This window comes from Cryptosporangium minutisporangium (genome assembly GCF_039536245.1).
GTDB classification, from domain to species: Bacteria; Actinomycetota; Actinomycetes; order Mycobacteriales; family Cryptosporangiaceae; genus Cryptosporangium; species Cryptosporangium minutisporangium.
Genome location: NZ_BAAAYN010000021.1, coordinates 12,417 through 32,064, shown reverse-complemented (window position 1 = coordinate 32,064; position 19,648 = coordinate 12,417). Strand labels below are relative to the sequence as shown.

At 72.1% G+C, this 19,648-nt stretch carries 19 protein-coding genes; 11 read left to right on the top strand and 8 right to left on the bottom strand.

Features of this window, described 5'->3' with window-relative positions; genetic code table 11:
* Positions 1-202: 202 nt before the first annotated feature.
* From ABEB28_RS16395 to ABEB28_RS16380, 4 genes are all read right to left on the bottom strand, one after another.
* Positions 203-415 carry a hypothetical protein gene (locus ABEB28_RS16395; protein WP_345728966.1) on the bottom strand — a complete coding sequence of 71 codons (213 nt, stop codon included), beginning with the start codon at positions 413-415 and terminating at the stop codon, positions 203-205.
* Between the two features lie 117 nt (positions 416-532).
* Positions 533-1,405 carry a hypothetical protein gene (locus tag ABEB28_RS16390; protein WP_345728965.1) on the bottom strand — a complete coding sequence of 291 codons (873 nt, stop codon included), beginning with the start codon at positions 1,403-1,405 and terminating at the stop codon, positions 533-535.
* Between the two features lie 27 nt (positions 1,406-1,432).
* Positions 1,433-2,164, bottom strand: a complete 732-nt coding sequence (locus ABEB28_RS16385; RefSeq protein ID WP_345728964.1) for a hypothetical protein — start codon at positions 2,162-2,164, stop codon at positions 1,433-1,435.
* A 48-nt stretch (positions 2,165-2,212) separates the two neighbouring features.
* Positions 2,213-2,401 (bottom strand): hypothetical protein, encoded by a 189-nt coding sequence (locus tag ABEB28_RS16380; RefSeq protein WP_345728963.1) that lies wholly within the window; start codon positions 2,399-2,401, stop codon positions 2,213-2,215.
* A gap of 391 nt (positions 2,402-2,792) precedes the next feature.
* Here ABEB28_RS16380 and ABEB28_RS16375 point away from each other — a divergent pair, with 391 nt between their 5' ends.
* Positions 2,793-3,170 (top strand): hypothetical protein, encoded by a 378-nt coding sequence (locus ABEB28_RS16375; RefSeq protein WP_345728962.1) that lies wholly within the window; start codon positions 2,793-2,795, stop codon positions 3,168-3,170.
* A gap of 61 nt (positions 3,171-3,231) precedes the next feature.
* On the opposite strand, the gene ABEB28_RS16370 is transcribed toward ABEB28_RS16375, so the two are convergent.
* Positions 3,232-5,058: an MFS transporter gene (locus ABEB28_RS16370; RefSeq protein ID WP_345728961.1), complete on the bottom strand. Its 1,827-nt coding sequence runs from the start codon at positions 5,056-5,058 to the stop codon at positions 3,232-3,234.
* Between the two features lie 264 nt (positions 5,059-5,322).
* Between ABEB28_RS16370 and ABEB28_RS16365 the strand changes: the two genes are divergently transcribed.
* A complete protein-coding gene (locus ABEB28_RS16365) occupies positions 5,323-6,450 on the top strand; it encodes a TetR/AcrR family transcriptional regulator C-terminal domain-containing protein (protein WP_345728960.1) in 1,128 nt (375 codons plus the stop codon).
* Here the strand turns inward: ABEB28_RS16365 and ABEB28_RS16360 are convergent.
* Positions 6,440-7,591 (bottom strand): ROK family protein, encoded by a 1,152-nt coding sequence (locus ABEB28_RS16360; protein ID WP_345728959.1) that lies wholly within the window; start codon positions 7,589-7,591, stop codon positions 6,440-6,442. The genes ABEB28_RS16365 and ABEB28_RS16360 overlap by 11 nt on opposite strands.
* Positions 7,592-7,670: 79 nt before the next feature.
* Here ABEB28_RS16360 and xylA point away from each other — a divergent pair, with 79 nt between their 5' ends.
* From xylA to ABEB28_RS16345, 3 genes are all read left to right on the top strand, one after another.
* Positions 7,671-8,858: a xylose isomerase gene (gene xylA, locus ABEB28_RS16355; protein WP_345728958.1), complete on the top strand. Its 1,188-nt coding sequence runs from the start codon at positions 7,671-7,673 to the stop codon at positions 8,856-8,858.
* Positions 8,859-9,539: 681 nt separating this feature from the next.
* Positions 9,540-11,003 carry a dihydrolipoyl dehydrogenase family protein gene (locus ABEB28_RS16350; RefSeq protein WP_345728957.1) on the top strand — a complete coding sequence of 488 codons (1,464 nt, stop codon included), beginning with the start codon at positions 9,540-9,542 and terminating at the stop codon, positions 11,001-11,003.
* Between the two features lie 142 nt (positions 11,004-11,145).
* Positions 11,146-11,589: a hypothetical protein gene (locus ABEB28_RS16345; protein WP_345728956.1), complete on the top strand. Its 444-nt coding sequence runs from the start codon at positions 11,146-11,148 to the stop codon at positions 11,587-11,589.
* Positions 11,590-11,604: 15 nt separating this feature from the next.
* Here ABEB28_RS16345 and ABEB28_RS16340 read toward each other — a convergent pair whose 3' ends face one another.
* Positions 11,605-12,021 (bottom strand): hypothetical protein, encoded by a 417-nt coding sequence (locus ABEB28_RS16340; RefSeq protein WP_345728955.1) that lies wholly within the window; start codon positions 12,019-12,021, stop codon positions 11,605-11,607.
* Between the two features lie 625 nt (positions 12,022-12,646).
* Between ABEB28_RS16340 and ABEB28_RS16335 the strand changes: the two genes are divergently transcribed.
* The 6 genes from ABEB28_RS16335 to ABEB28_RS16310 all read left to right on the top strand — a co-directional run bounded on the left by ABEB28_RS16335 (position 12,647) and on the right by ABEB28_RS16310 (position 18,694).
* Complete coding sequence (locus tag ABEB28_RS16335) at positions 12,647-13,609, top strand: ABC transporter substrate-binding protein (protein WP_345728954.1); 963 nt, start codon at positions 12,647-12,649, stop codon at positions 13,607-13,609.
* Positions 13,599-14,441: an ABC transporter permease gene (locus ABEB28_RS16330; RefSeq protein ID WP_376981830.1), complete on the top strand. Its 843-nt coding sequence runs from the start codon at positions 13,599-13,601 to the stop codon at positions 14,439-14,441. The genes ABEB28_RS16335 and ABEB28_RS16330 overlap by 11 nt, the downstream gene beginning before the upstream one ends.
* Positions 14,438-15,217 carry an ABC transporter permease gene (locus ABEB28_RS16325; RefSeq protein ID WP_345728952.1) on the top strand — a complete coding sequence of 260 codons (780 nt, stop codon included), beginning with the start codon at positions 14,438-14,440 and terminating at the stop codon, positions 15,215-15,217. Before ABEB28_RS16330 ends, ABEB28_RS16325 begins: the two co-directional genes overlap by 4 nt.
* A 4-nt stretch (positions 15,218-15,221) precedes the next feature.
* Positions 15,222-16,022 carry an ABC transporter ATP-binding protein gene (locus tag ABEB28_RS16320; RefSeq protein WP_345728951.1) on the top strand — a complete coding sequence of 267 codons (801 nt, stop codon included), beginning with the start codon at positions 15,222-15,224 and terminating at the stop codon, positions 16,020-16,022.
* A gap of 101 nt (positions 16,023-16,123) precedes the next feature.
* Positions 16,124-17,530 carry an amidase gene (locus ABEB28_RS16315; protein WP_345728950.1) on the top strand — a complete coding sequence of 469 codons (1,407 nt, stop codon included), beginning with the start codon at positions 16,124-16,126 and terminating at the stop codon, positions 17,528-17,530.
* A gap of 159 nt (positions 17,531-17,689) precedes the next feature.
* Positions 17,690-18,694: a sporulation protein gene (locus tag ABEB28_RS16310; protein ID WP_345728949.1), complete on the top strand. Its 1,005-nt coding sequence runs from the start codon at positions 17,690-17,692 to the stop codon at positions 18,692-18,694.
* A 28-nt stretch (positions 18,695-18,722) separates the two neighbouring features.
* On the opposite strand, the gene ABEB28_RS16305 is transcribed toward ABEB28_RS16310, so the two are convergent.
* The gene (locus ABEB28_RS16305; protein WP_345728948.1) at positions 18,723-19,625 is read right to left on the bottom strand and encodes an SdiA-regulated/phytase-like domain-containing protein; all 903 of its coding nucleotides are present in this window, start codon (positions 19,623-19,625) and stop codon (positions 18,723-18,725) included.
* Between the last annotated feature and the right edge of the window lie 23 nt (positions 19,626-19,648).

Here is a 19,648-nt window from a genome sequence, read left to right as displayed (position 1 = left end):
GGTTGTCGCCGCTTCCGGGTGCGTGTCGAGGTGGTTGTCGCCCTGTCCGTGCCATGGCACGGGATGTGCGACCACCACGCTCCGCGCCACCCGGAGAGCGTGACAACCAGCCAGGTATCGCGCGGGAAGTGTGACAACCACACCCTCCGCCACCCGGAAAGCGCGACTACCACCGGGCGCTCAAGCCGTCGAGCGCCAGGATTCAGGCTGCGACGCGAGCGCTCCGGCCGGGGAGCCGGTCCAGGGAGGGAGTGAGCCCGTAGTCGGCCTGGGCCCGCAACGCGTCGCGGGTGTACGCGTCAGCTAGCTGCCACGCCAGCTCGTCACGGTCCTCGGCGACCGCCTCGTTGATGCGGGCGGCGTAGTCGTCGTGGAGGTACTGCAGGTACTGCTCGATGCTGGGTGCCGTCGGCACGGTGACCTTCCTCGTTCGTCGGGGATGTACGTCTACTGTAACGATTCAGGGCCTGCGATATTCCGCCGCCTCGATCGCCACTTTCCGGGGTGGCAAGGGGAGCGATTTGCAGGGTGACTACACTGGGTCGGCCTTGCGGGGCTGACCTGGGCGGACAAGAAGGTCTCCGGCGGCACAAAGGCCACTGAGGACACCGAAAACTGACCGATCGGACGAGGCGCGACGACCCGCCCGGCCCCTAGCGTCCGGCGCCATGACCCCGGGAAACAACCCCAGCGCCGCTGGGGCCACCGCCGCTGCTCCGCCCGACGCGACCGTTCCGATCGTGCCGATCCGGGTGGGGAGCACGACTGCGACGGTTCCCCTGGTCACCGTGGATCCCGACGAGCCCGAGCAGGCCAACTCCGCCGACGGAGCGACGGCAAGCGCCGCAGGTTCAGCATCCGAGCGCCCGGACACCGAGACGGTGGAGGCTTCGACCACCCACGCCGGACGAACCGCGTCCGACGCAGCGGCGACCGACACTCCGTCCCACAACGGAGCAGTCCACGGCACGGCGGCAATGGGCACCGCAGCAACAAGCACGGCGGCGCCGTCCGCTTCGGCGGCGAAGCCCGTGCAGTCAAGCGCTTCGGTCAGCACTACGCCGCGTGGCGGCGCGCAGCGAACCGCGGCGCGGCCAACGACGAGCAAGTCCGCCGCGTCGGCGACCGCGCTGATCAGTGCCCGCCGCACCGCCGCCCGGCCCACGGGCGGAACGGCAACGACGCCCACCCCGCCGGCGGCATCCGCCCAGTCGGCGGCCCCGTCCCAGGCGGCCGCAACCGCCCAGTCGGCGGCGTCATCCCATTCCGCGGCCTCAACCCAGTCGGCGGCCTCAACCCAGTCGGCGGCACCATCCCGATCGGCGGCCTCCGCCCAGTCGGCCACGGCGCCCGCCCGGCCCGCGGCAGCGACCGAGCAGGCGGCGACCAACGGCGCTCCGCGCACGGCCGCCGGTCGTCCAAGCGGGCGGACCTACACCTCGGCATCCGCGGCGGCGTCCCCAGCACCGACTAAGTCACCGGCCCCCTCCGAGCCGGCAGCGCCGACCAATCCGGCAGCGCCGCTCGAGCCAGCGGCACGATCCGAGCCGGCAGCGCCGCCCAAGTCGGCGGCACGCTCCGAGTCGGCGACGTCCTCCAAGCCCGCAGCGCCGCGCAAGCTGGCGTCGCCATCCGAGCCGACGGCACCATCCGAGGCGGCGGGCACCGACGCTGAGCAACCGTCGGCAGCCCGGCAGGCCGCCGAGATCTTCAAGGTCGCGCCCGGGTCGGCGCTGGCCGCGCTGCTCGCCATGACCGATCCGGTGGCCGACCCTCCGTCGGCGCCGTCGACGAAGGCTTCGGACGACGAGTCCCCGGCGTCCGCCGCAGCGACGACCCCACCGAAAGCCGCAGCCCAGGCCCCCGCACCGCCCAAGACCAAGCCCACGGCGCCGAAGTCCTCGGCCTCGCAGCCCGCGGCATCGCAGCCCTCACCGTCGCAGCCCTCACCGTCGCGGCCGTCGGCATCGCAGCCCTCACCGTCGCAGCCCTCACCGTCGCAGACCTCGGCGCCAAAGCCTCCGGCGTCGAAGCCTGCAGATTCGCAGCCCGCCGCGCTCGAGGCAGCGGCATCGAAGCCCGCAGCATCCAAGCCTGGGCCATCCGCCCCGATCTCCGCCCGCGCAAGGGTCTCCCCCGTCACGCCCGCGCCGACGAGTGCCACGACTCCGACGCCCTCCACCCAGGCGCCCCCGCGCCAAGCGCCCCCGGCTCAGACGCCCTCCACCGTCAGGCCCGCGGCCACCACGCCCCGGGCCACCGAGCCCCCGGCCACCGAGCCTTCTCGCACCGAACCTTCGCTCGCCAGGCCCTCGCCCACCTCGGACGCCCGACCCGCCGCGGCGCCGAGCGCGGCGATCCCTGCGCAGCGGACGGCACCGCCCCACTCCGGGCGGGTCACGCTCCCGCCACGGCCCGCCGCACCGGCGCCGGCCGCCGCTCCACAACCCTCAACGGCCCCGATCAGCGCCCCGCCGACGCCTGTCTCCGGCGCCCCGATCTATGCCGCCCCGATCTCGCGCTCGCCCGTCACCGACGTCCCAAGCCCAATTCCCGGCGCCCCGACCTCTGGTGCCCCGACCTCTGGCACCCAGACCTCGCGCTCGCCCATCACAGGCGCCCCAGCCCCAGTTTCCGGCGCCCCGATCTCAGGCGCCCCTATCTCCGGCGTCCCGATCTACGCGGCCCCGATCTCAGGCGCCCCTATCTCCGGCGTCCCGAGGCAAGCGGCCGCCGCACAGGCGCCCGCCCAGGCGCCCGGCTCCGACAACGCATCCGACCCGACCGTCGCCATGCGAGTGCTCACCGCACCGCGCAAGCGCCCATCCCGCCCGGCGCCGGTCGTGGCGGCCATGGTGCTCGTGAACCTCACCGGCGTCGGCCTGTTCGTGCTCTCGCTGCTGTTCGCGACGCTCGGCCCGGCCGTATTCTTCGTTCCACTGGTGGCAGCGGTCATGATGGGCTGGCTCGGTCGGGGAATCTGGCGCGGGAGCCGGGGCGCGTACGTCATCACGCTGATGATCGCCGTGATCGTGGCGCTGGCCGGCATCGCGTCGATCAGCGGCACCGCGTCGCTGCTGATGACCGCGGTCCAGCTGCTGGTACCGGCCGCGCTGATCGCCCTGCTCACCGCCCGGGCCCAGACCCGCGCGTACTACTGGCGCCGCTGACCACGAGAACGAACGCGGATCGGGCTCGTCGACACGAGCCCGGTCCGCGTTCGCTCGTGCGCTAGCCCCGCATCGGCACCGACGGCGCCCCCGCGCCCGAACCGGCATCGGACGGCACCCCCACGCCTGAACCGCTGCCGGACGGCACCTCTCCGCCCGAACCGGCATCGGACGGCACCCCCACGCCTGAACCGCTGCCGGACGGCACCTCTCCGCCCGAACCGGCATCGGACGGCATCCCCACGCCCGAATCAGTACCCGGCTCCACCCCCGCCCCGGACGGCGCCTCCGACGGCGACGACCCCGGCGACGACCCCGGCGACGATGCCAAGGACGGCGTCGACGTCGGACGGAGACCGCGCAGCGCGGTCGCCGCCACCACCGCTCCACAGAGCATCACCGCAGCCGCCGCCACCCCGGCGACGTGCATCCCGTCGGTGAACGCATCGCGCGCGAGCCGCACCACCTCGTCACCGGTCTCGCCCGGCAACTGGGGCGCCACGGCCAGCGCACCACCCAGCGTTTCGCGGATCACGTCCAGCGCGTCGCCCGGCAGCCCGGCCGGTGCGCCGTCGGTGACCTCGTTGCGGTAGATCGCACCCCCGAGGCTGCCGAGCAGCGCCATGCCGAGCGCGCCGCCGAGCTCCGTCCCCGACTCCAGGATCGCGGACGCGGACCCGGCCCGCTCCGGCGGCGCGACCCCCAGCGCGACCTCGGTGACCGTCGCCATCACGGCGACCAGCCCGATCGCGTACGTGCTCGCGGCCAGCAGCACCAGCCACAGACCGGTGTCCGGCGTTACCTGCGTGACCATCAGGAACCCGGCCGCCGCGATGACCAATCCGCCCGTCATCACGTACGCGCGGTCGATCCGCTGGCCGAGTGCGCTGGCCACCGGCGCGACCGCCCCCACCAGCAGCGACGGCGCGACGCTCCAGAGTGCGGCCCGGAGCGGGCTCATCCCGAGCACCGACTGCAGGTACTGGGTCGCGAACAGCGCGAACCCGACCACCCCGAACATCGCCACCACGTTCAGCGCGACCGCGCCGCCGAACGCCCGGCGCCGGAACAGCGCCACGTCGACGATCGGGTCGGGGCGCCGCACCTGCCGACGGATGAACACCACACCGACAGTGACGCCGACGACGATCGCAGCGAGCGGCTCGCCCCACGCCCCGTGTGCACCGCCGCCGATCTGCGCCAGCTCCTTCACACCCCAGATCACCGGGATGACCGTGGCCAGCACGAGCAGGCCGCTCAGCCAATCGAAGCGACCGATGCCCCGGTGCCGGTACTCGGGTACCAGGATCGGCGCGAGCACCAGCAGCGCGACCATGAACGGCAGGTTGATCAGGAACACCGATCCCCACCAGAAGTGCTCGAGCAGGAGCCCGGACAGCACCGGACCGAGTGCGATCCCGGCGCTGGTGACGCCGGTCCAGATCCCGATCGCGGTGCCCCGCTGACGCTCGTCGTGGAACATGTTGCGGATCAGCGCCAGCGTCGAGGGCATCAGCGTTGCGCCGGCGATCCCGAGGACGGCTCGGGCGGCGATCAGCAGCTCGGCACTGGGCGCGTAGGCCGCGAGCACCGACGCCGCGCTGAAGCCGACGGCGCCGATCAGCAACAGTCGGCGTCGTCCGATCCGGTCGCCGAGCGCACCCATCGGGATCAGCAGGCCGGCCAGCACGAAACCGTAGACGTCGAAGATCCAGAGCTGCTGGGTGCTGGTGGGTTCGAGCTCGACGCTGAGGTAGGGCACGGCGAAGTAGAGAATCGAGACGTCCATCGAGACGAACAGCAACGGCAGCAGGAGGACCGCGAGACCGGTCCACTCTCTCCGCCCGGCCCGAGCCGGACCCTCATGGACGGTGTACTCGCTCGACATCAACAGCTCCTCCGAAGGGCGTAGATAGTGCGGCACGTGTACGTCGTACGCGCTCTGGAATCGATTGAAGCGCACTGCCAGGACCCCGCGCAAGGCCGCATTTACGCAGGTAGAGCGTGCACTAGCGGGAACCCGCTCGACTAGTGCACTTCAACCGGAACGCGCCGCAGGTCACCGGGGACGATCGCGGAGTTGCGCCCGGCGAACCCCCGTGGTGCACTAGTGCGGAAATTCGTCCCGCAGCCTCCGGAAGGGGTGGCGACGATGAACGAGACGCCGTCGGCACGGATCGTCGGAGAGCTCCGGCGCCGCATCGAGAGCGGTGAACTCGCGGCCGGCGACCGGCTCCCCTCCACGCGCCAGATCACTCGTCAGTGGGGCGTCGCGATGGCCACCGCCACCAAAGTGCTCACCGCACTCCGCCAGCAGGGCCTAGTCGAAGCGGTCCCCGGCGTCGGCACCGTCGTCCGGAGCGCGCCCCCCGGCCAGACGCCCCCCGGCCAGACGCCCGCCGCGCTACCGCCGCCCCGCATCCCCACCGTCCCGCGCCCAGCCGCCCCGGCCGCCACGGCGGCGCCCAACGCGCCCACCGCGCCAACCGCGCCCACCGCGCCCGACGGTGCACTCCCCGCCGACCTCGCACCCGTCGGTAGCGCGGTCCTCGGCGTACCGGACCCGCCGCGTCGCCGCCGTCGGGGCACCGAGATCCCCCTCACGCGCGATCGCATCGTGACCACCGCACTCCGGATCGCCGACACCCACGGCATGGCCGAACTCTCGATGCGCCGGGTGGCCGCCGAGCTCGACGTGGCGACGATGGCGCTCTACCGCTACGTGCCGAGCAAGGAAGACCTGGTCCTGCTGATGCTCGACGCGGTGTTCCGCGACATGGCCCTGTTGCCCGACGGGGAGCCGGTCGGCTGGCGGGCGAAACTCGAGGGCGTCGCCCGGATCCAGTGGCAGGGCTACCAGCAGCACAGCTGGATGGGGGCGGCGCTCTCGTTCTCGCGGCCACAGATGATCCCGCGCGGCATGGTGCACACCGAGTACGCGATGGCCGCGCTCCGCGACACCGGCTTGTCACCGGTGGAGCTGATCCACTCCGCGGTCGGACTGTTCAACCACGTCCGGAGCATGGCGATCGTCCTGGACGAGGAGAAGCGCGACGAGCAAGAGACCGGGATGAGCGCGGGCGAGTGGATGGAGGCCCAGGACGACGCGATGCTCGAGGTGCTGGCGACCGGCGAGTTCCCGATGATGGCCGCGGTCAGCGCGATCGAGGAGGACGCGCTGGACATCGCCACGCTGTTCGAGTTCGGCCTCGCGCGCTACCTCGACGGCCTCGAGGTGCTGATCGCACGTCGCGCCCAGGCCGATCGGGTCACCGGCTGAGCCAGCTCACCGGATCGTCGAGCACCCGGTCGAGTACCGACCAGGCGGCGCCCAGCGCTGCGGCGTCCGCACCCAGCACTGACGCGCGCACCGCCGGACGGGACACGGCCGCGCCGACCAGGCGACGCGAAAGCTGCGCCTCGATCGGGCCGACCAGCCAGGGAGCCAGCTCGGCGTGCGCGCCGCCGAGCACCACCGCGTCCAGGTCGAGCAGGTTCAGCGCGCCCGCCAGCGCGATGCCCATCGCCTCCCCGGCGTCGACGAGCGCGGCGAGCATCGCCGGATCGCCGGACGTGGCCCGCTCGAGGATCGTCCCCGCACCCGGGCCGGCCGCCTGCAGAACGGCCCGCAGCCCGGCGTACTGCTCCAGGCAGCCGTCGCTCCCGCAGCCGCAGGGCCGTCCTCCGGGCCGCACGGTCACGTGCCCGAGCTCGCCGCTCCACCCGTGCCGACCGCGGTAGAGCTGCCCGTCGAGCACCAGCCCCGCCCCGATCCCGACCTCGCCGGACACCTGCAGGAACGACCGGGGCGCGGCCGCGCCGAGCGACCGCTGTTCGGCACGCGCGGCGAGCGTGGCCTCGTTCTCGACGACGACCGGCGTCCCCCGCAGCGCCGACAGCTCGCCGACCGCCTCCCGCACGCCACCCACGTCCAGGTTCGGCGTGACCAGCAACTCACCGGTCGCCGGGTCGACCAGACCGGGCACCGCCACCGCGGCACCGGCGAGCGGGAGCCCCAGCGCGGTGCCGGCCGCGACGGCGTCCCCCACCAGCGTGTTCAGCGCGGGGAACCGGCCGGACAGCCGCGCGCGCACCGCACCGGTCAGGTCGACGAGACACACGGCCAGGTGGTCGACGTTCAGCTCGATTCCCAACCCCGCCGGCCCTGCGGAGTCCAGCACCAGGCCGGTCGAGGGCCGGCCCACGCCGGTACGGGTCGGCGCTCCGGTCTCCCGCAGGAGCCGACCGGCCAGCAGCGTGTCGACTAACGCGGACACGCTCGCCCTGGTCAGCCCGGTGGCCGCCGCCACGTCCGCACGGGAGAGCGGCGTTGCGGCGGACTCCACCGCACGCAGCACCAGCGCCAGGTTGTGCGCGCGCACCGACCCGATCCGCGCCGGACCACCGACAAAAGCACCCAACCGAACTCTCCCTTTTCCGGCCGACCAGCGATATGTTAACGCCCTGAACTAATCAACACGACCGCACGGAGGTACCGCCATGGCAGCGCAGCCGACCCCCGCCGACCGCTTCTCGTTCGGGCTCTGGACCGTCGGCTGGCAGGCCCGCGACCCGTTCGGGGACGAGACCCGCGCTCCGCTCGACCCCGTCGAGACCGTGCACAAGCTCGCCGAGCTCGGGGCGTACGGCGTCACGTTCCACGACGACGACCTCATCCCGTTCGGCTCCGACGACGCCGCCCGGGCCAAGCACATCTCCCGCTTCAAGGACGCGCTGGACGCGACCGGGCTGAAGGTCCCCGCGGCCACCACGAACCTGTTCACCCACCCGGTGTTCAAGGACGGCGCGTTCACCAGCAACGACCGGTCGGTGCGCCGGTTCGCGCTGCGGAAGACCCTGCGCAACATCGACCTCGCCGCCGAGCTCGGCGCGAAGGTCTACGTCTGCTGGGGCGGCCGCGAGGGCTCCGAGACCGACGCAGCCAAGGATGTGCACGCCGCCCTCTCCCGCTACGCCGAAGCGATGGACACGCTCGCTCAGTACACGATCGACCAGGGGTACGACATCCGGTTCGCGATCGAGCCGAAGCCGAACGAGCCCCGAGGCGACATCCTGCTGCCCACCGTCGGGCACGCCCTCGCGTTCATCAACTCGCTCCAGCACGCCGATCGTGTCGGCGTGAACCCCGAGGTCGGGCACGAGCAGATGTCCAACCTCAACTTCGTGCACGGGATCAGCCAGGCGCTCTGGCAGGGCAAACTGTTCCACATCGACCTCAACGGCCAGCACGGGCCGAAGTTCGACCAGGACCTGGTGTTCGGCCACGGTGACCTGATCAACGCGTTCTTCCTCGTCGACCTGCTCGAGCACGGTCCGCTCAGCGGCGGCCCGGCCTACGACGGCCCGCTGGTCTTCGACTACAAGCCGTTCCGCAACGAGGACATCGACGGCGTCTGGGCCTCGGCCGCCGCGAACATGCGCACATACCTGCTGCTCAAGGAGCGGGCGGCGGCCTTCCGCGCCGACCCCGAGGTGCAGGCCGCGCTCGACGCGCACGGCGTCACCGGGCTCGCGCAGCCCACGCTGAACGACGGCGAGTCGATCACCGACCTGCTCGCCGACCGCTCCGCGTTCGAGGACTTCGACGTCGCGGCTGCCGCCGCGAAGGGCTCCGGTGCGGTCACGCTGGACCAGCTCGCGATCGAACACATCCTCAACGCCCGATAGATCGACGCCTGCCGGGCGGGCGCCGGTGCCTTCCGCACCCGGCGCCCGCCCGCCCAGGCCGAGTCGTCCCGCCGGCCCGTGCGTGGTGACTCACCCACCCTCCGGCCGCTGGGGGTGTGCAGGGTGCCCGGTGATCGCCGGACTGGCGCCCATCCCGCCCCGCCCGCTCGCCGCGCCAAGTGGTTGTCGCCCTTTCCTCAGGTGCGCGACGAGTTTCGGTGACCCTTTGCAGCGAGCCACCGGTCACCCCCAGCCGGGGGGCCACTCAGACCCGTGACCGATCGCGTCGGCGGCGCCACTGGTCACCCGGCCGGCAGCGGTCCCAGTTGGTGGGAGGCATTCCACGCTCTGAGACCCGAATTTACCGGAAGTCCGATTCCCGCGGACTCGGGACCGATTTCCGCCTACGTCGGCGGCCGATACCGACAGAATGATCCGTCTCTGACCGGATAACCCCATTCCGACGGGGCGGTGGTTGACGGATCCTGTACGTGATGACGTCCACGAAACGACAACCATCGGGTGGGAACGGCTCCTACTATTCGGCGCCCACCCGCCGCGGGGGCAGCGCGATCGCAACATGCAACACGTCCTCAGGCGCGACGCTACGGACCTGAGTCCGCAGAGGACGAGGCTGGCAGGCTCGTCGTCGGCGGGCCGTGCACTGGCAGACTGGCCACCGTGAATGCGAGCCTGAACCCGGATCGGTCCGAGTGGGACGTCATCGTCGTCGGCGGTGGCCCGCCCGGCGAGGTCGCCGCGCAGTACGCCACCCAGTACTCCGGCCTGGAGGCCGTGATCGTCGAGCGGGAGCTGCTCGGCGGCGAGTGTTCGTTCTGGGCGTGCATGCCGTCCAAGGGCCTGCTCCGCCCGATCGAGCTGGTGTCGAACGCCCGCGACCTGCCCGGCGTCACCGGCGCGACCGTCGACGTCGCCGCGGTCCTCGCCCGGCGGGACGAGATCGTCAAGCACCACGACGACGGCTCGCAGGTCGGCTGGGCCACCGGCGCCGGGATCGACGTCGTGCGTGGCCACGCCCGGCTGGCCGGCGAGAAGTCCGTGACCGTCACCGCGAGCGACGGCACCACCCGCACCCTGACCGCCCGGCACGCCGTCGTGCTGGCCACCGGAACTCGGGCGAACGTGCCGCCGATCGACGGGCTGCGCGAGGCCCGTCCCTGGATCTCCCGGGACGCCTCGAACCTGCACGAGGTGCCCCGGCGGGTGGTGATCGTCGGCGGCGGCGTCGTGGCCTGCGAGGCCGCGACCTGGCTGCACGGCCTCGGCACCGAGGAGCTGACGATCGTCGAGGGTGGCCCCCGGCTCCTCGGCCGCACCGAGCCGTTCGCCGGCGAGATCGTCGCGGCCGGCTTCACCGCGGCGGGGATCAGCGTGCGGACCGGCACCCGGGTCGCGGCGGTCTCCCGGCCGGACGTCAACGACGCGGGCGAAGGGCTGCTCCACGGTGGCGAGGTCACGGTCACGCTCGACGACGGCTCGCTCGTGGTGGCCGACGAGATCCTGGTGGCCGCCGGACGCACGCCCAACAGCGACGACGTCGGCCTGGACAGCGTCGGCCTGACGCCGCACGGCTACCTGGCGGTCGACGACCGACTGACCGTTCCGGGCCACGACTGGCTCTACGTCGTCGGTGACCTCAACGGCCGGGCCCTGCTCACCCACATGGGCAAGTACCAGGGTCGGATCGCCGGCGACGTGATCGCGGCGCGCGCCGCCGGAACACCGCTGGACGGCTACTTCTACACCGACCGGGCGACGGTTCCACAGGTCACGTTCACCGATCCGGAGGTCGGTTCGGCCGGGCTCACCGAGGCGCAGGCCCGGGACGCCGGGATCGACGTGGAGACCGCGGAGTTCGACCTGGCGGCGCTGGCCGGCACGTACCTGCTCCGGGAGAACTACACCGGCCGCGCCAAGCTGGTGATCGACCGGGCGAGCGACACGCTGGTCGGCGTCACGTTCGTGGGCACCGGCATCGCCGAGCTGGTGCACTCCGCGACGGTGGCGATCGTCGGGAAGGTGCCGGTGGGCGACTTGTGGCACGCGGTGCCGAGCTACCCGACGGTCAGCGAGGCGTGGCTGCGCCTGCTGGAGACGCTCGACCGCCAGCGGCGGGGGAAGTAGCGGCGTTCGTCGGCGGCTGGGCGGGTACCCGGTAGGCGACGACCGGCGCGTCGGACCCGACGCGCCGCGCGGGCCGAACCCGACCGGCCGCTCCGCACGTCGTACGATTCGGACAATCGGTTTCTATTACTCAGGAGCACCTATGCGGTTCCTCGGTCAGTTGAGTCACCTGCCGCCGCGCATCGCGACCGGCGCGTACATCCTCAACTCGGGCCTGTCCAAGCGGAACGCCGACGACCAGGCCGCGGCCGGGATGCACGGGATGGCCGCCGGGACCTATCCGTTCCTGGCCGGGATCGAGCCGAAGCAGTTCGCCAAGTACCTGTCGACCGCGGAGATCGCTCTCGGCGCCGCACTGCTCGTGCCGGTCGTCCCGGCCGCGGTGGCCGGTGCCGGGCTGGCCGCGTTCGCCGGTGGGCTGCTCGGGCTCTACCTGAAGACGCCCGGTCTGCGCGAGGAGGGCAGCCTGCGGCCGACCCAGGCCGGAACGCCGATCGCGAAGGACGTCTGGATGTTCGGCATCGGCGCCGGCCTGGTGCTGGACAGTCTGAGCAACCGCGCGACGAAGAAGAAGTCGAAGAAGTAGCCCGCGCCGGTCGAGTCAGCGCAGTGCAGCGGAGAAGCTGTCCACGCCGAGGCGCGTGAGAATCGCCTGCCGGGTCTGCGGGCAGCCCTGGGTCGTCAGCGCGTCCAGTTGCGTGCTGACGACCCTCTCCAGGTCGGGGTTCTGACTCGCGAGCGCCGCCAGCTGGACCGTGAGCACCGTCCGGGCGTTCTCCACGCTCGTCGCCCGGTCCATCTGCGCCCGCACCTGATCGAGGTAGGCGCAGACCCGCTCGGCGGGCGTGCCGCCGGTGGGCGGCGGCGCCACCGGGCTCTCGGCCGCGGCCGACGGCGACGCGGCCGCCTCCGCCGACGAGGACGGGTTCCCAGCGCTCGGGTCGGGCGCCCCATTGCTGCAGCCGGTCAGCAGCGCCAGCACGACCAGCACCAGCCCCGCCGTCCACGGTCGCGTCATGCGTTACCCCCGGCGATTCGAGCTCCCAGATCCAGTGGCCACCCTAGGCCCTGCGCTACGCCGGGGCACCGCCGCGGGTTTTCCCGAATCCGCCCCACCAGCGCCCCGGGGCGAACGCAGTTTTCCCGAAAGCCCGCCCCCTGGGCACCCGCCAGAGGTTGCCTTCCCGAAAACCGTGCCGCGGGCGTCCCCGCAGACGTTGGCTTCCCAAAAGCCGTCCGCCGGCGAGGGCGCGGCGTGCGGCGTCGGCGGCGTCCGGACCGCGCCGGGGACCATCCGCCGACACGCGCGACCGGCCATCTCATCGGCGCCCCGCGGTCACCCCGAAGGCACGTCGGCCCTACGGAGCGCAGCATTCGAGTTGGATCACCATTGTCAACAAAAGAGCGCCGCTCATCGCGCTGAGAGAACCGGTTAGCCGAAATAGCGCCGATAGGCGGCCTGGACTGTCAACAATGCCGCTGACAAAAACACCGTTGTTGACGTGACTCAGCTCACGTCAATAGTCTGGATCCGTTCCACTGTTCACAATGCGCACGCTTCGCCCACCCCACGGCGCCCCGGCCGTGGCACCGCTCTCAGCTCCCACTCCGCCGCGGAGTACCAACCCCCATTTGGAGCTTTCATGCGCCGTGCTTTGGCGAGCATCGCCGCCGCCACGCTGGCCTTCGTTGTAGCCGGTTGCGGCGGTTCGTCCGGGTCCGAGGTCAAGACCGAGGGCGGCAACGCCCAGGTGACCGTCGGAACCATCCCGATCGTCGACGTCGCCCCCATCTACCTCGGCAAGGAGAAGGGCTTCTTCTCCAAGCGCAACATCGACCTGACGCTGAAGACCGCCGCCGGTGGTGCCGCGATCGTGCCGAGCGTGATGTCCGGTGAGTACCAGGTCGGCTTCTCGAACTTCACGTCGCTGCTGCTCGCCCGGGACAAGGGCCTGCCGCTCAAGGTCGTGTCGAACGGCGTGTCCAGCACCGGCGTCCAGGGCAAGGACTTCGGCGCGATCGTCGTCGCGGGCAACAGCCCGATCAAGACCCCCAAGGACCTCTCCGGCAAACGGGTCGCGGTCAACACGCTGAAGAACATCGGCGACACCGCCGTCCGCAACTCCATCCGCAAGGACGGCGGCGATCCGGCGACCGTCAAGCTCGTCGAGCTGCCGTTCCCGGACATGCCCCCCGCGCTGGCCGGTGGCCGGGTCGACGCCGCGTTCGTGGTCGAGCCGCAGCTGAGCCAGACGTTGGCCGCCGGTGCCCGCCCGATCACCTCGACCTACGTGGACCTCGCCCCGAACCTCAGCGTGGCCGGGTACTTCGTCACGGAGAAGCTACTCGCGTCCGACAAGGACCTGGTCACCCGGTTCACCGAGGCCATCCAGGAGTCCCTCGCCTACGCCGACGCGCACCCCGACGAGGTCCGGCAGGTTCTGACCAGCTACACGAAGATCACCCCCGACCTCATCCCGAAGCTGACCCTGCCGAAGTGGCCGGTCGAGGTGAACAAGGAGTCGGTCGCGACGCTCGGCGAGCTCGCCACCTCGGACAAGCTGCTGTCCAAGGCCCCCGACCTGAACGCACTGTATGCAGACTGAGTCCCCCGCTGCCCCGGTGACCGCACCCGCTGCGGTGACCGGGGCGGCGCGGCGTGAACGCGCCGGGTCGAACGCGGTCCGCGGCGCCGTCGGCGCGCTGATCGCACTGGCGGTCTGGGAGATCGCGCCCCGGATCGGCCTGGTGTCCTCGACCGACCTTCCCCCGGTCTCCACCGTGCTGCGGGTACTGGTCCGGGAGGCGGGCACCAGCGCGTACTGGACCGCGATCGGCGAGACCGTCTACGCCTGGCTGCTCGGGCTGTTGATCGCCACCGCCCTCGCGATCGTGCTGGGATTCTCGCTCGCGCTGCTTCCCGCAGTCCGGGCGTTCACGACGTCGACCGTGGAGTTCCTCCGTCCGATCCCGTCGGTCGCGCTGATCCCGCTCGCGGTGATCGTGTACGGCACCGGGCTCGGCTCGACGCTGCTGCTCGTCGTCTACGCGGCGTTCTGGCAGATCTACGTCCAGGTCCTGGCCGGTGTCGCGGACGTCGACCCGGTCGCCGAGGAGACCGCGCGTTCGTTCCGGTTCAGCCGCTGGGCGCGGATCCGGCACGTCACCTGGCCGTCGGCCCTGCCGTACGTGCTCACCGGGGTCCGGCTCGGCGCCGCCGTCGCGCTGATCCTTGCGGTGACCGTGGAGCTGGTCATCGGTGCGCCCGGCCTCGGTGCGGAGATCGCGGTCGCCCGGTCCGGGACCGAGCCGGCGCTGGTGTACGCGCTGGTGCTCACCACCGGTGTGCTCGGTGTCCTGGTCAACGTCGGCGTCCGGGCCGGAGAGCGCAGGCTGCTGCGGTGGCACGCGTCCGTACGCCGCGAGGTGCCGGTATGAGCCTGGTCCTGAAGCCGCTCCGGTGGTTCCTGCTCCCGGTGATCCTGATCGGCGTCTGGTGGGCCGCCAGCGCCGGCGGTCAGAACTTCTACCTGCCGACGCCGGACGCCGTGGTCCGGGCGTTCGGTCCGACCTGGACGCCGGCCACGCTCCGCGCCGACGTGCTGCCCAGCGTCGTCCGGCTGCTCGCGGGGTTCGCGATCGCCGGGCTGGTCGGCGTCGCCGCCGGAACCGCGATCGGCCTCTCGCCACGGCTGCGCGCCTACAGCGAGCCGGTGCTGGAGTTCCTGCGCGCGGTGCCGCCTCCGGTGCTCATTCCGGTCGTGATGCTGTTCGCCGGGATCGACAACACGATGAAGGTCACCGTCATCGTCTTCGGCTGCGTCTGGCCGGTGCTGCTCAACACGATCGAGGGTGTCCGTGCCGTCGACCCGGTGCTCGACGAGGTGTGCCGCGCCTACCGGATCAGCGGGCTCACCCGGCTGCGCACGCTGGTGCTGCGTGGGGCCAGCCCGCAGATCATGACCGGCCTCCGCCAAGCGCTGGCGATCGCGATCATCCTGATGGTGATCAGCGAGATGTTCGCGGCGTCCAGCGGCCTCGGGTTCACGATCGTCCAGTTCCAGCGGGGCTACGCGATCCCCGAGATGTGGACCGGGATCATCCTGCTCGGCCTGCTGGGCATCCTGCTGGCCGGTCTGTTCGGCCTCGCTGAACGGGTAATCCTGCGCTGGTACTTCGGCCTCCGCCGGGCCGCGCGCGACGGAGGGAACTAGCGTCATGGCCGCCCAGACGGAGACAGCACTGCTCGAGATCACCGGCTTACGGAAGTCGTACGGGGATTTCGAGGCGATCCGCGACGTCAGCGTCGCGCTGGCCGCCGGCGAACTCGTCTGCCTGGTCGGCCCCTCCGGGTGCGGCAAGACGACGCTGCTCAAGTGCGCCGCCGGGCTGATGCGACCGTCCGGAGGCACGGTGACGCTCTCCGGCACACCGGTGACGGCACCGCCCGCCGATCTGGCCGTCGTCTTCCAGGAGTACGGACGGAGCCTGTTCCCGTGGCTCACCGTCCGACGCAACGTCGAGCTGCCGCTCAAGGAGAAGAAGCTCGGCCGCGCCGAGCGGAACCGGCTGATCGACGAGGCGCTCAGCGCGGTGGGGCTCGCCGACCGCGGCGACGCCTACCCGTGGCAGCTCTCCGGCGGCATGCAGCAGCGGGTGGCGATCGCGCGCGCGGTGGCCTACCAGCCGTCGGTGATGCTGATGGACGAGCCGTTCGCGGCGGTGGACGCGCAGACCCGGGCCGACCTGGAGGACCTGATCCGGTCGATCTGGCAGAAGTTCGGGGTGACGATCCTGTTCGTCACGCACGACATCGACGAGGCGGTGTACCTCGGGGAGCGAGTGATCGTGCTGTCGTCGGCGCCGACCGTGGTGCAGGAGACGCTGTCGGTGGACCTGCCCGCCGCGCGTGACCAGCTGACCACCCGGGCGGATCCGCGCTTCACCGAGCTGCGCGCCCACGTCTACGCGGAGATCCAGGCCGCGAAGAAGCGAGCCCCTGCCCCGGCCACCGACTGACGTCCCGGCCCGACGGCTGGCACTTCCTGCCGTGGATCCGCCGCGCGGCGCGGCAGGGTCGCCCAGTGACACGGCGACCGCCGCGGGCGAAGCTCGGGGGCATGGATGAGCTCTGTGCCCTGGACGCGACCGACTTGGCGCAGCGGCTGCGCCGCCGGGAAGTCTCCGCCCGGGACGTCGTCGCGGCCCACCTCGACCGGATCGACCGGGTCAACCCGGCGATCAACGCGATCGTGACCCTGGACGCCGAGGGCGCCCTCGCCGCCGCCGCGGCCGCCGACGAAGCGGTCGCGCGCGGCGCCGAGCCCGGCCCGCTGCACGGCCTCCCGATCGCGTTCAAGGACACCCACGACACCGCCGGGATGCGGACCACCTACGGTTCGCCCCTGCTCGCCGACTACGTCCCGGCCTCCGACGAGCTGATCGTCGAACGGATCCAGGACGCCGGCGCGGTCCGGATCGGCAAGACGAACGTCCCCGAGTTCGCCGCCGGGTCGCACACGTTCAACACGCTGTTCGGCACCACCCGCAACCCCTACGACCTGGGTCGCTCGGCCGGAGGCAGTAGCGGCGGTGCGGCCGCGGCGCTCGCCGCCGGGCTGACGCCGATCGCCGACGGCAGCGACATGGGCGGCTCGCTGCGCAACCCCGCCTCGTTCTGCAACGTGGTCGGATTCCGGCCGACGCCCGGCCGGGTGCCGTCCCACCCGACCGACAACCCGTGGGACACGCTCGGCACGTCCGGACCGATGGGGCGCACCGTGGCCGACGTCGCGCTGCTGCTCTCGGTGATCGCCGGTCCCGATCCCCGCTCGCCGATCGCGCTCGAGACCCCCGGCGCGGCGTTCCGGGTTCCGCTCGAGCGGAACCTGGCCGGGCTGCGGGTCGCCTGGAGCCCGACGCTCGGCGGGCTGCCGGTCGAGCCGGTCGTCGCGGACGTCCTGGCCGGTGCCCCGGCGGTCTTCGCCGAGCTGGGGTGCGTCGTCGAGGAGGCGACCCCCGACCTCTCCGACGCCGAGTTCGTGTTCCGGACGCTTCGCGCGAACGCATTCGCGCTGCAGTTCGGAGACCGGTTCGACCGCCGGCCGGAGCTGTTCAAACCGGCGCTGGCCTGGAACATCGAAGTAGGACGGAAGCTCAGCGGCGCCGACGTCTGGCAGGCCACCACCGCCTGGGCGCGCACCTACCGAGCGGCAGCGGCGTTCTTCGACTCCTACGACGTGCTGATCGCGCCGGTCAGCCAGGTGCCGCCGTTCGACGTCGACGAGGAGTACCCGGAGATCATCGCCGGGCAGGATCAGCACTCCTACCTGGACTGGATGCGCTCGGCGTACCACGTGACGGTGCTCGGCGCCCCGGCGATCTCGGTGCCGGCCGGCTTCACCCCGGACGGCCTGCCGGTCGGTCTGCAGATCGTCACCCGCCCACGCTCCGACCTGCTGACGCTGCAGGTCGCGGCGGCGTTCGAGGCCGCGACCGGGCACGGCAGGCGCCGCCCGCCGCTCTGAGCCACGGCTCGGTCCCACCCGTTCGCAGCGACCAGTAGCCCGCGGATCCGGACATCGGTTTGGTGCGGGAGAGGCCGGGAACTGCCCCGTCACCGCGCCCGTTGGAACGGGCACAAGGGTAGGAAACACACCTGAGCGGCCTTGGTCCGAGGAGATGTCGTGGTCTTTCGGAAGTTGATGCACGCGTTCGGTGCCGGCGGACCGTCCGTCGACACCGTGCTGGAACGCGGCGACTGCCAGCCCGGCGGGCTGCTGCGGGGTGAGGTCCGGCTCCGGGGTGGAGATCGGACCGTGACGATCGAACGCATCGAGCTGGGCCTCGTCACCCGGGTCGAGTTCGAGGGCGGCGAGCACGAGCAGGCCGGCGGCGTGGAGTTCGCCCGGCTGCCGCTCAGCGGCGGTTTCGAGCTGCCGGCGAACACCGACCGGTCGATCCCGTTCCAGTTCGCGGTGCCGTGGGAGGCCCCGGTCACCGCGGTGTTCGGCCAGGCGCTGCGCGGCATGGCCGTCGGGCTGCGGACGGAGGTCGCGGTGGCGAAGGCGATCGACGCCGGTGACCTCGACCCGGTCGCGATCCACCCGCTGCCCGCTCAGGAGTTGTTCCTGGACGCGGTCGCCCGGCTCGGGTTCACGTTCCGCAGTGCGGACGTCGAGTACGGGCAGCTGCGGGGCGTGCCGCAGCAGCTGCCGTTCTACCAGGAGATCGAGTTCTTCCCCGCACCGCAGTACGCCGGGCGGCTCAACGAGCTCGAGCTGACGTTCGTCGCGGGCCCGCACGCGGTGGACGTCGTGCTCGAAGTCGACAAGCGCGGCGGGCTGTTCAGCGGCGGCGCGGACACGTTCCACCACCTGCGGATCGACTATGCGACCGCCGGCAACACCGACTGGGCCGGGTACCTCGACGGCTGGCTGCAGCAGTTGCTGACGAGCGCCCACGGGGCGTTCAGCGGGCACGGCGCGCTCGGTGGGCCCGCGGCTTTCGGCGCGCACGGCAGCCACGGATACGGGCACCACGGCCACCGGAGGCACCGCGGCGGCCTGGGGATGGGAGCCGTGGCCGGCGGCGCGGCGGCCGGCTTCGTCGGCGGCATGGTCGCGGGCGAGATGCTCGACGAGGCCGGCGATGCGGTCTTCGGCGACGACGAGGAAGGCGACTTCTTCTGAGAGCGCGCACCCGCCGGGCGACCTGGGCTCAGCGGCGCACCGGCACCGCTGTTATCGGCGCCGGGATGCGCTCGGTCGCGGTGAGCAGCGTCCGGGCGTCGGTGGTGTAGGCGATCGCCTCGCCCTGGCGGCTGGCAGGCAGCCGAATCTGACGCGGCACGCGCGTCACGATCGCCCTGGCGATGTTCCCGTCCGGCGTGTGCCACTCGAACGCCCGGTCGTAGGTTCGCAGCACCGCCCGGGTGCCGTCCCTCGACACCGCTCCCCCGGTGATCAACCGACTGCGTGCCCGGCACGTCGGGCACGCCTGCCGGACGTCGAAGCGCCCGACCAGCCGCAGCCACCCGGTCGGGCGCAACGGTGCATCGGCGACGTAGACCCCCGCCGCCTGGGCCGTCTTCGTGACCAGGACGACCGCTCCGCGGCGGGTGACCAGCATCGCCTCCGCATCGTGCGCGCCGTCGGGGTATCGCAGGTCGTACCGGTGCACCGCGGTCGCCGCCGTACCCACTCGCCAGCGGAACAGCGACACCGCGACCCGGTACGTCGTGTTCCCGCCGATGTCGGCGATCCAGAACGCCCCGGCCGCGTCGAGCGCGATGTCCTCGGTATCGAAGCGCTTCCCGCCGAACGGAGCGGCGTCCGGGTCGTGCGGTGCCGGCGGCCGGAGCACGGTCCGCCGGATCGGGCGGCACCCGGCGTCCAGACGCCAGACGACCGGCCCGGTGTCGTTGACGACCGAGAACCCCCCGGGACGCTCGACCAGGCCGCTGATCTGGCCCAGCCGCCGGTCGGCGACCACGCACCGGGTCGACGGACGTCCGGCCGCCGGAGCCGCGATCGCCGGCACGATCGCGACCAGGCCACCGGCGACGCTCAGGCTCACGATCGCGCACGCAGCCTTCAGCAGGGTTCGCCGCCTCGTCGCCACCGCACCCCCGTCCGTACCGCGCG

Bases quoted from the DNA above. Each gene is read 5' to 3' on its own strand.
- ABEB28_RS16365 (WP_345728960.1), top strand. From the start codon at position 5,323: ATGAACGAGACGCCGTCGGCACGGATCGTCGGAGAGCTCCGGCGCCGC.
- ABEB28_RS16330 (WP_376981830.1), top strand. From the start codon at position 13,599: ATGCAGACTGAGTCCCCCGCTGCCCCGGTGACCGCACCCGCTGCGGTG.
- ABEB28_RS16335 (WP_345728954.1), top strand. From the start codon at position 12,647: ATGCGCCGTGCTTTGGCGAGCATCGCCGCCGCCACGCTGGCCTTCGTT.
- ABEB28_RS16375 (WP_345728962.1), top strand. From the start codon at position 2,793: ATGCGAGTGCTCACCGCACCGCGCAAGCGCCCATCCCGCCCGGCGCCG.
- ABEB28_RS16320 (WP_345728951.1), top strand. From the start codon at position 15,222: ATGGCCGCCCAGACGGAGACAGCACTGCTCGAGATCACCGGCTTACGG.
- xylA (WP_345728958.1), top strand. From the start codon at position 7,671: ATGGCAGCGCAGCCGACCCCCGCCGACCGCTTCTCGTTCGGGCTCTGG.
- ABEB28_RS16315 (WP_345728950.1), top strand. From the start codon at position 16,124: ATGGATGAGCTCTGTGCCCTGGACGCGACCGACTTGGCGCAGCGGCTG.
- ABEB28_RS16345 (WP_345728956.1), top strand. From the start codon at position 11,146: ATGCGGTTCCTCGGTCAGTTGAGTCACCTGCCGCCGCGCATCGCGACC.
- ABEB28_RS16340 (WP_345728955.1), bottom strand. From the start codon at position 12,021: ATGACGCGACCGTGGACGGCGGGGCTGGTGCTGGTCGTGCTGGCGCTG.
- ABEB28_RS16325 (WP_345728952.1), top strand. From the start codon at position 14,438: ATGAGCCTGGTCCTGAAGCCGCTCCGGTGGTTCCTGCTCCCGGTGATC.
- ABEB28_RS16370 (WP_345728961.1), bottom strand. From the start codon at position 5,058: ATGTCGAGCGAGTACACCGTCCATGAGGGTCCGGCTCGGGCCGGGCGG.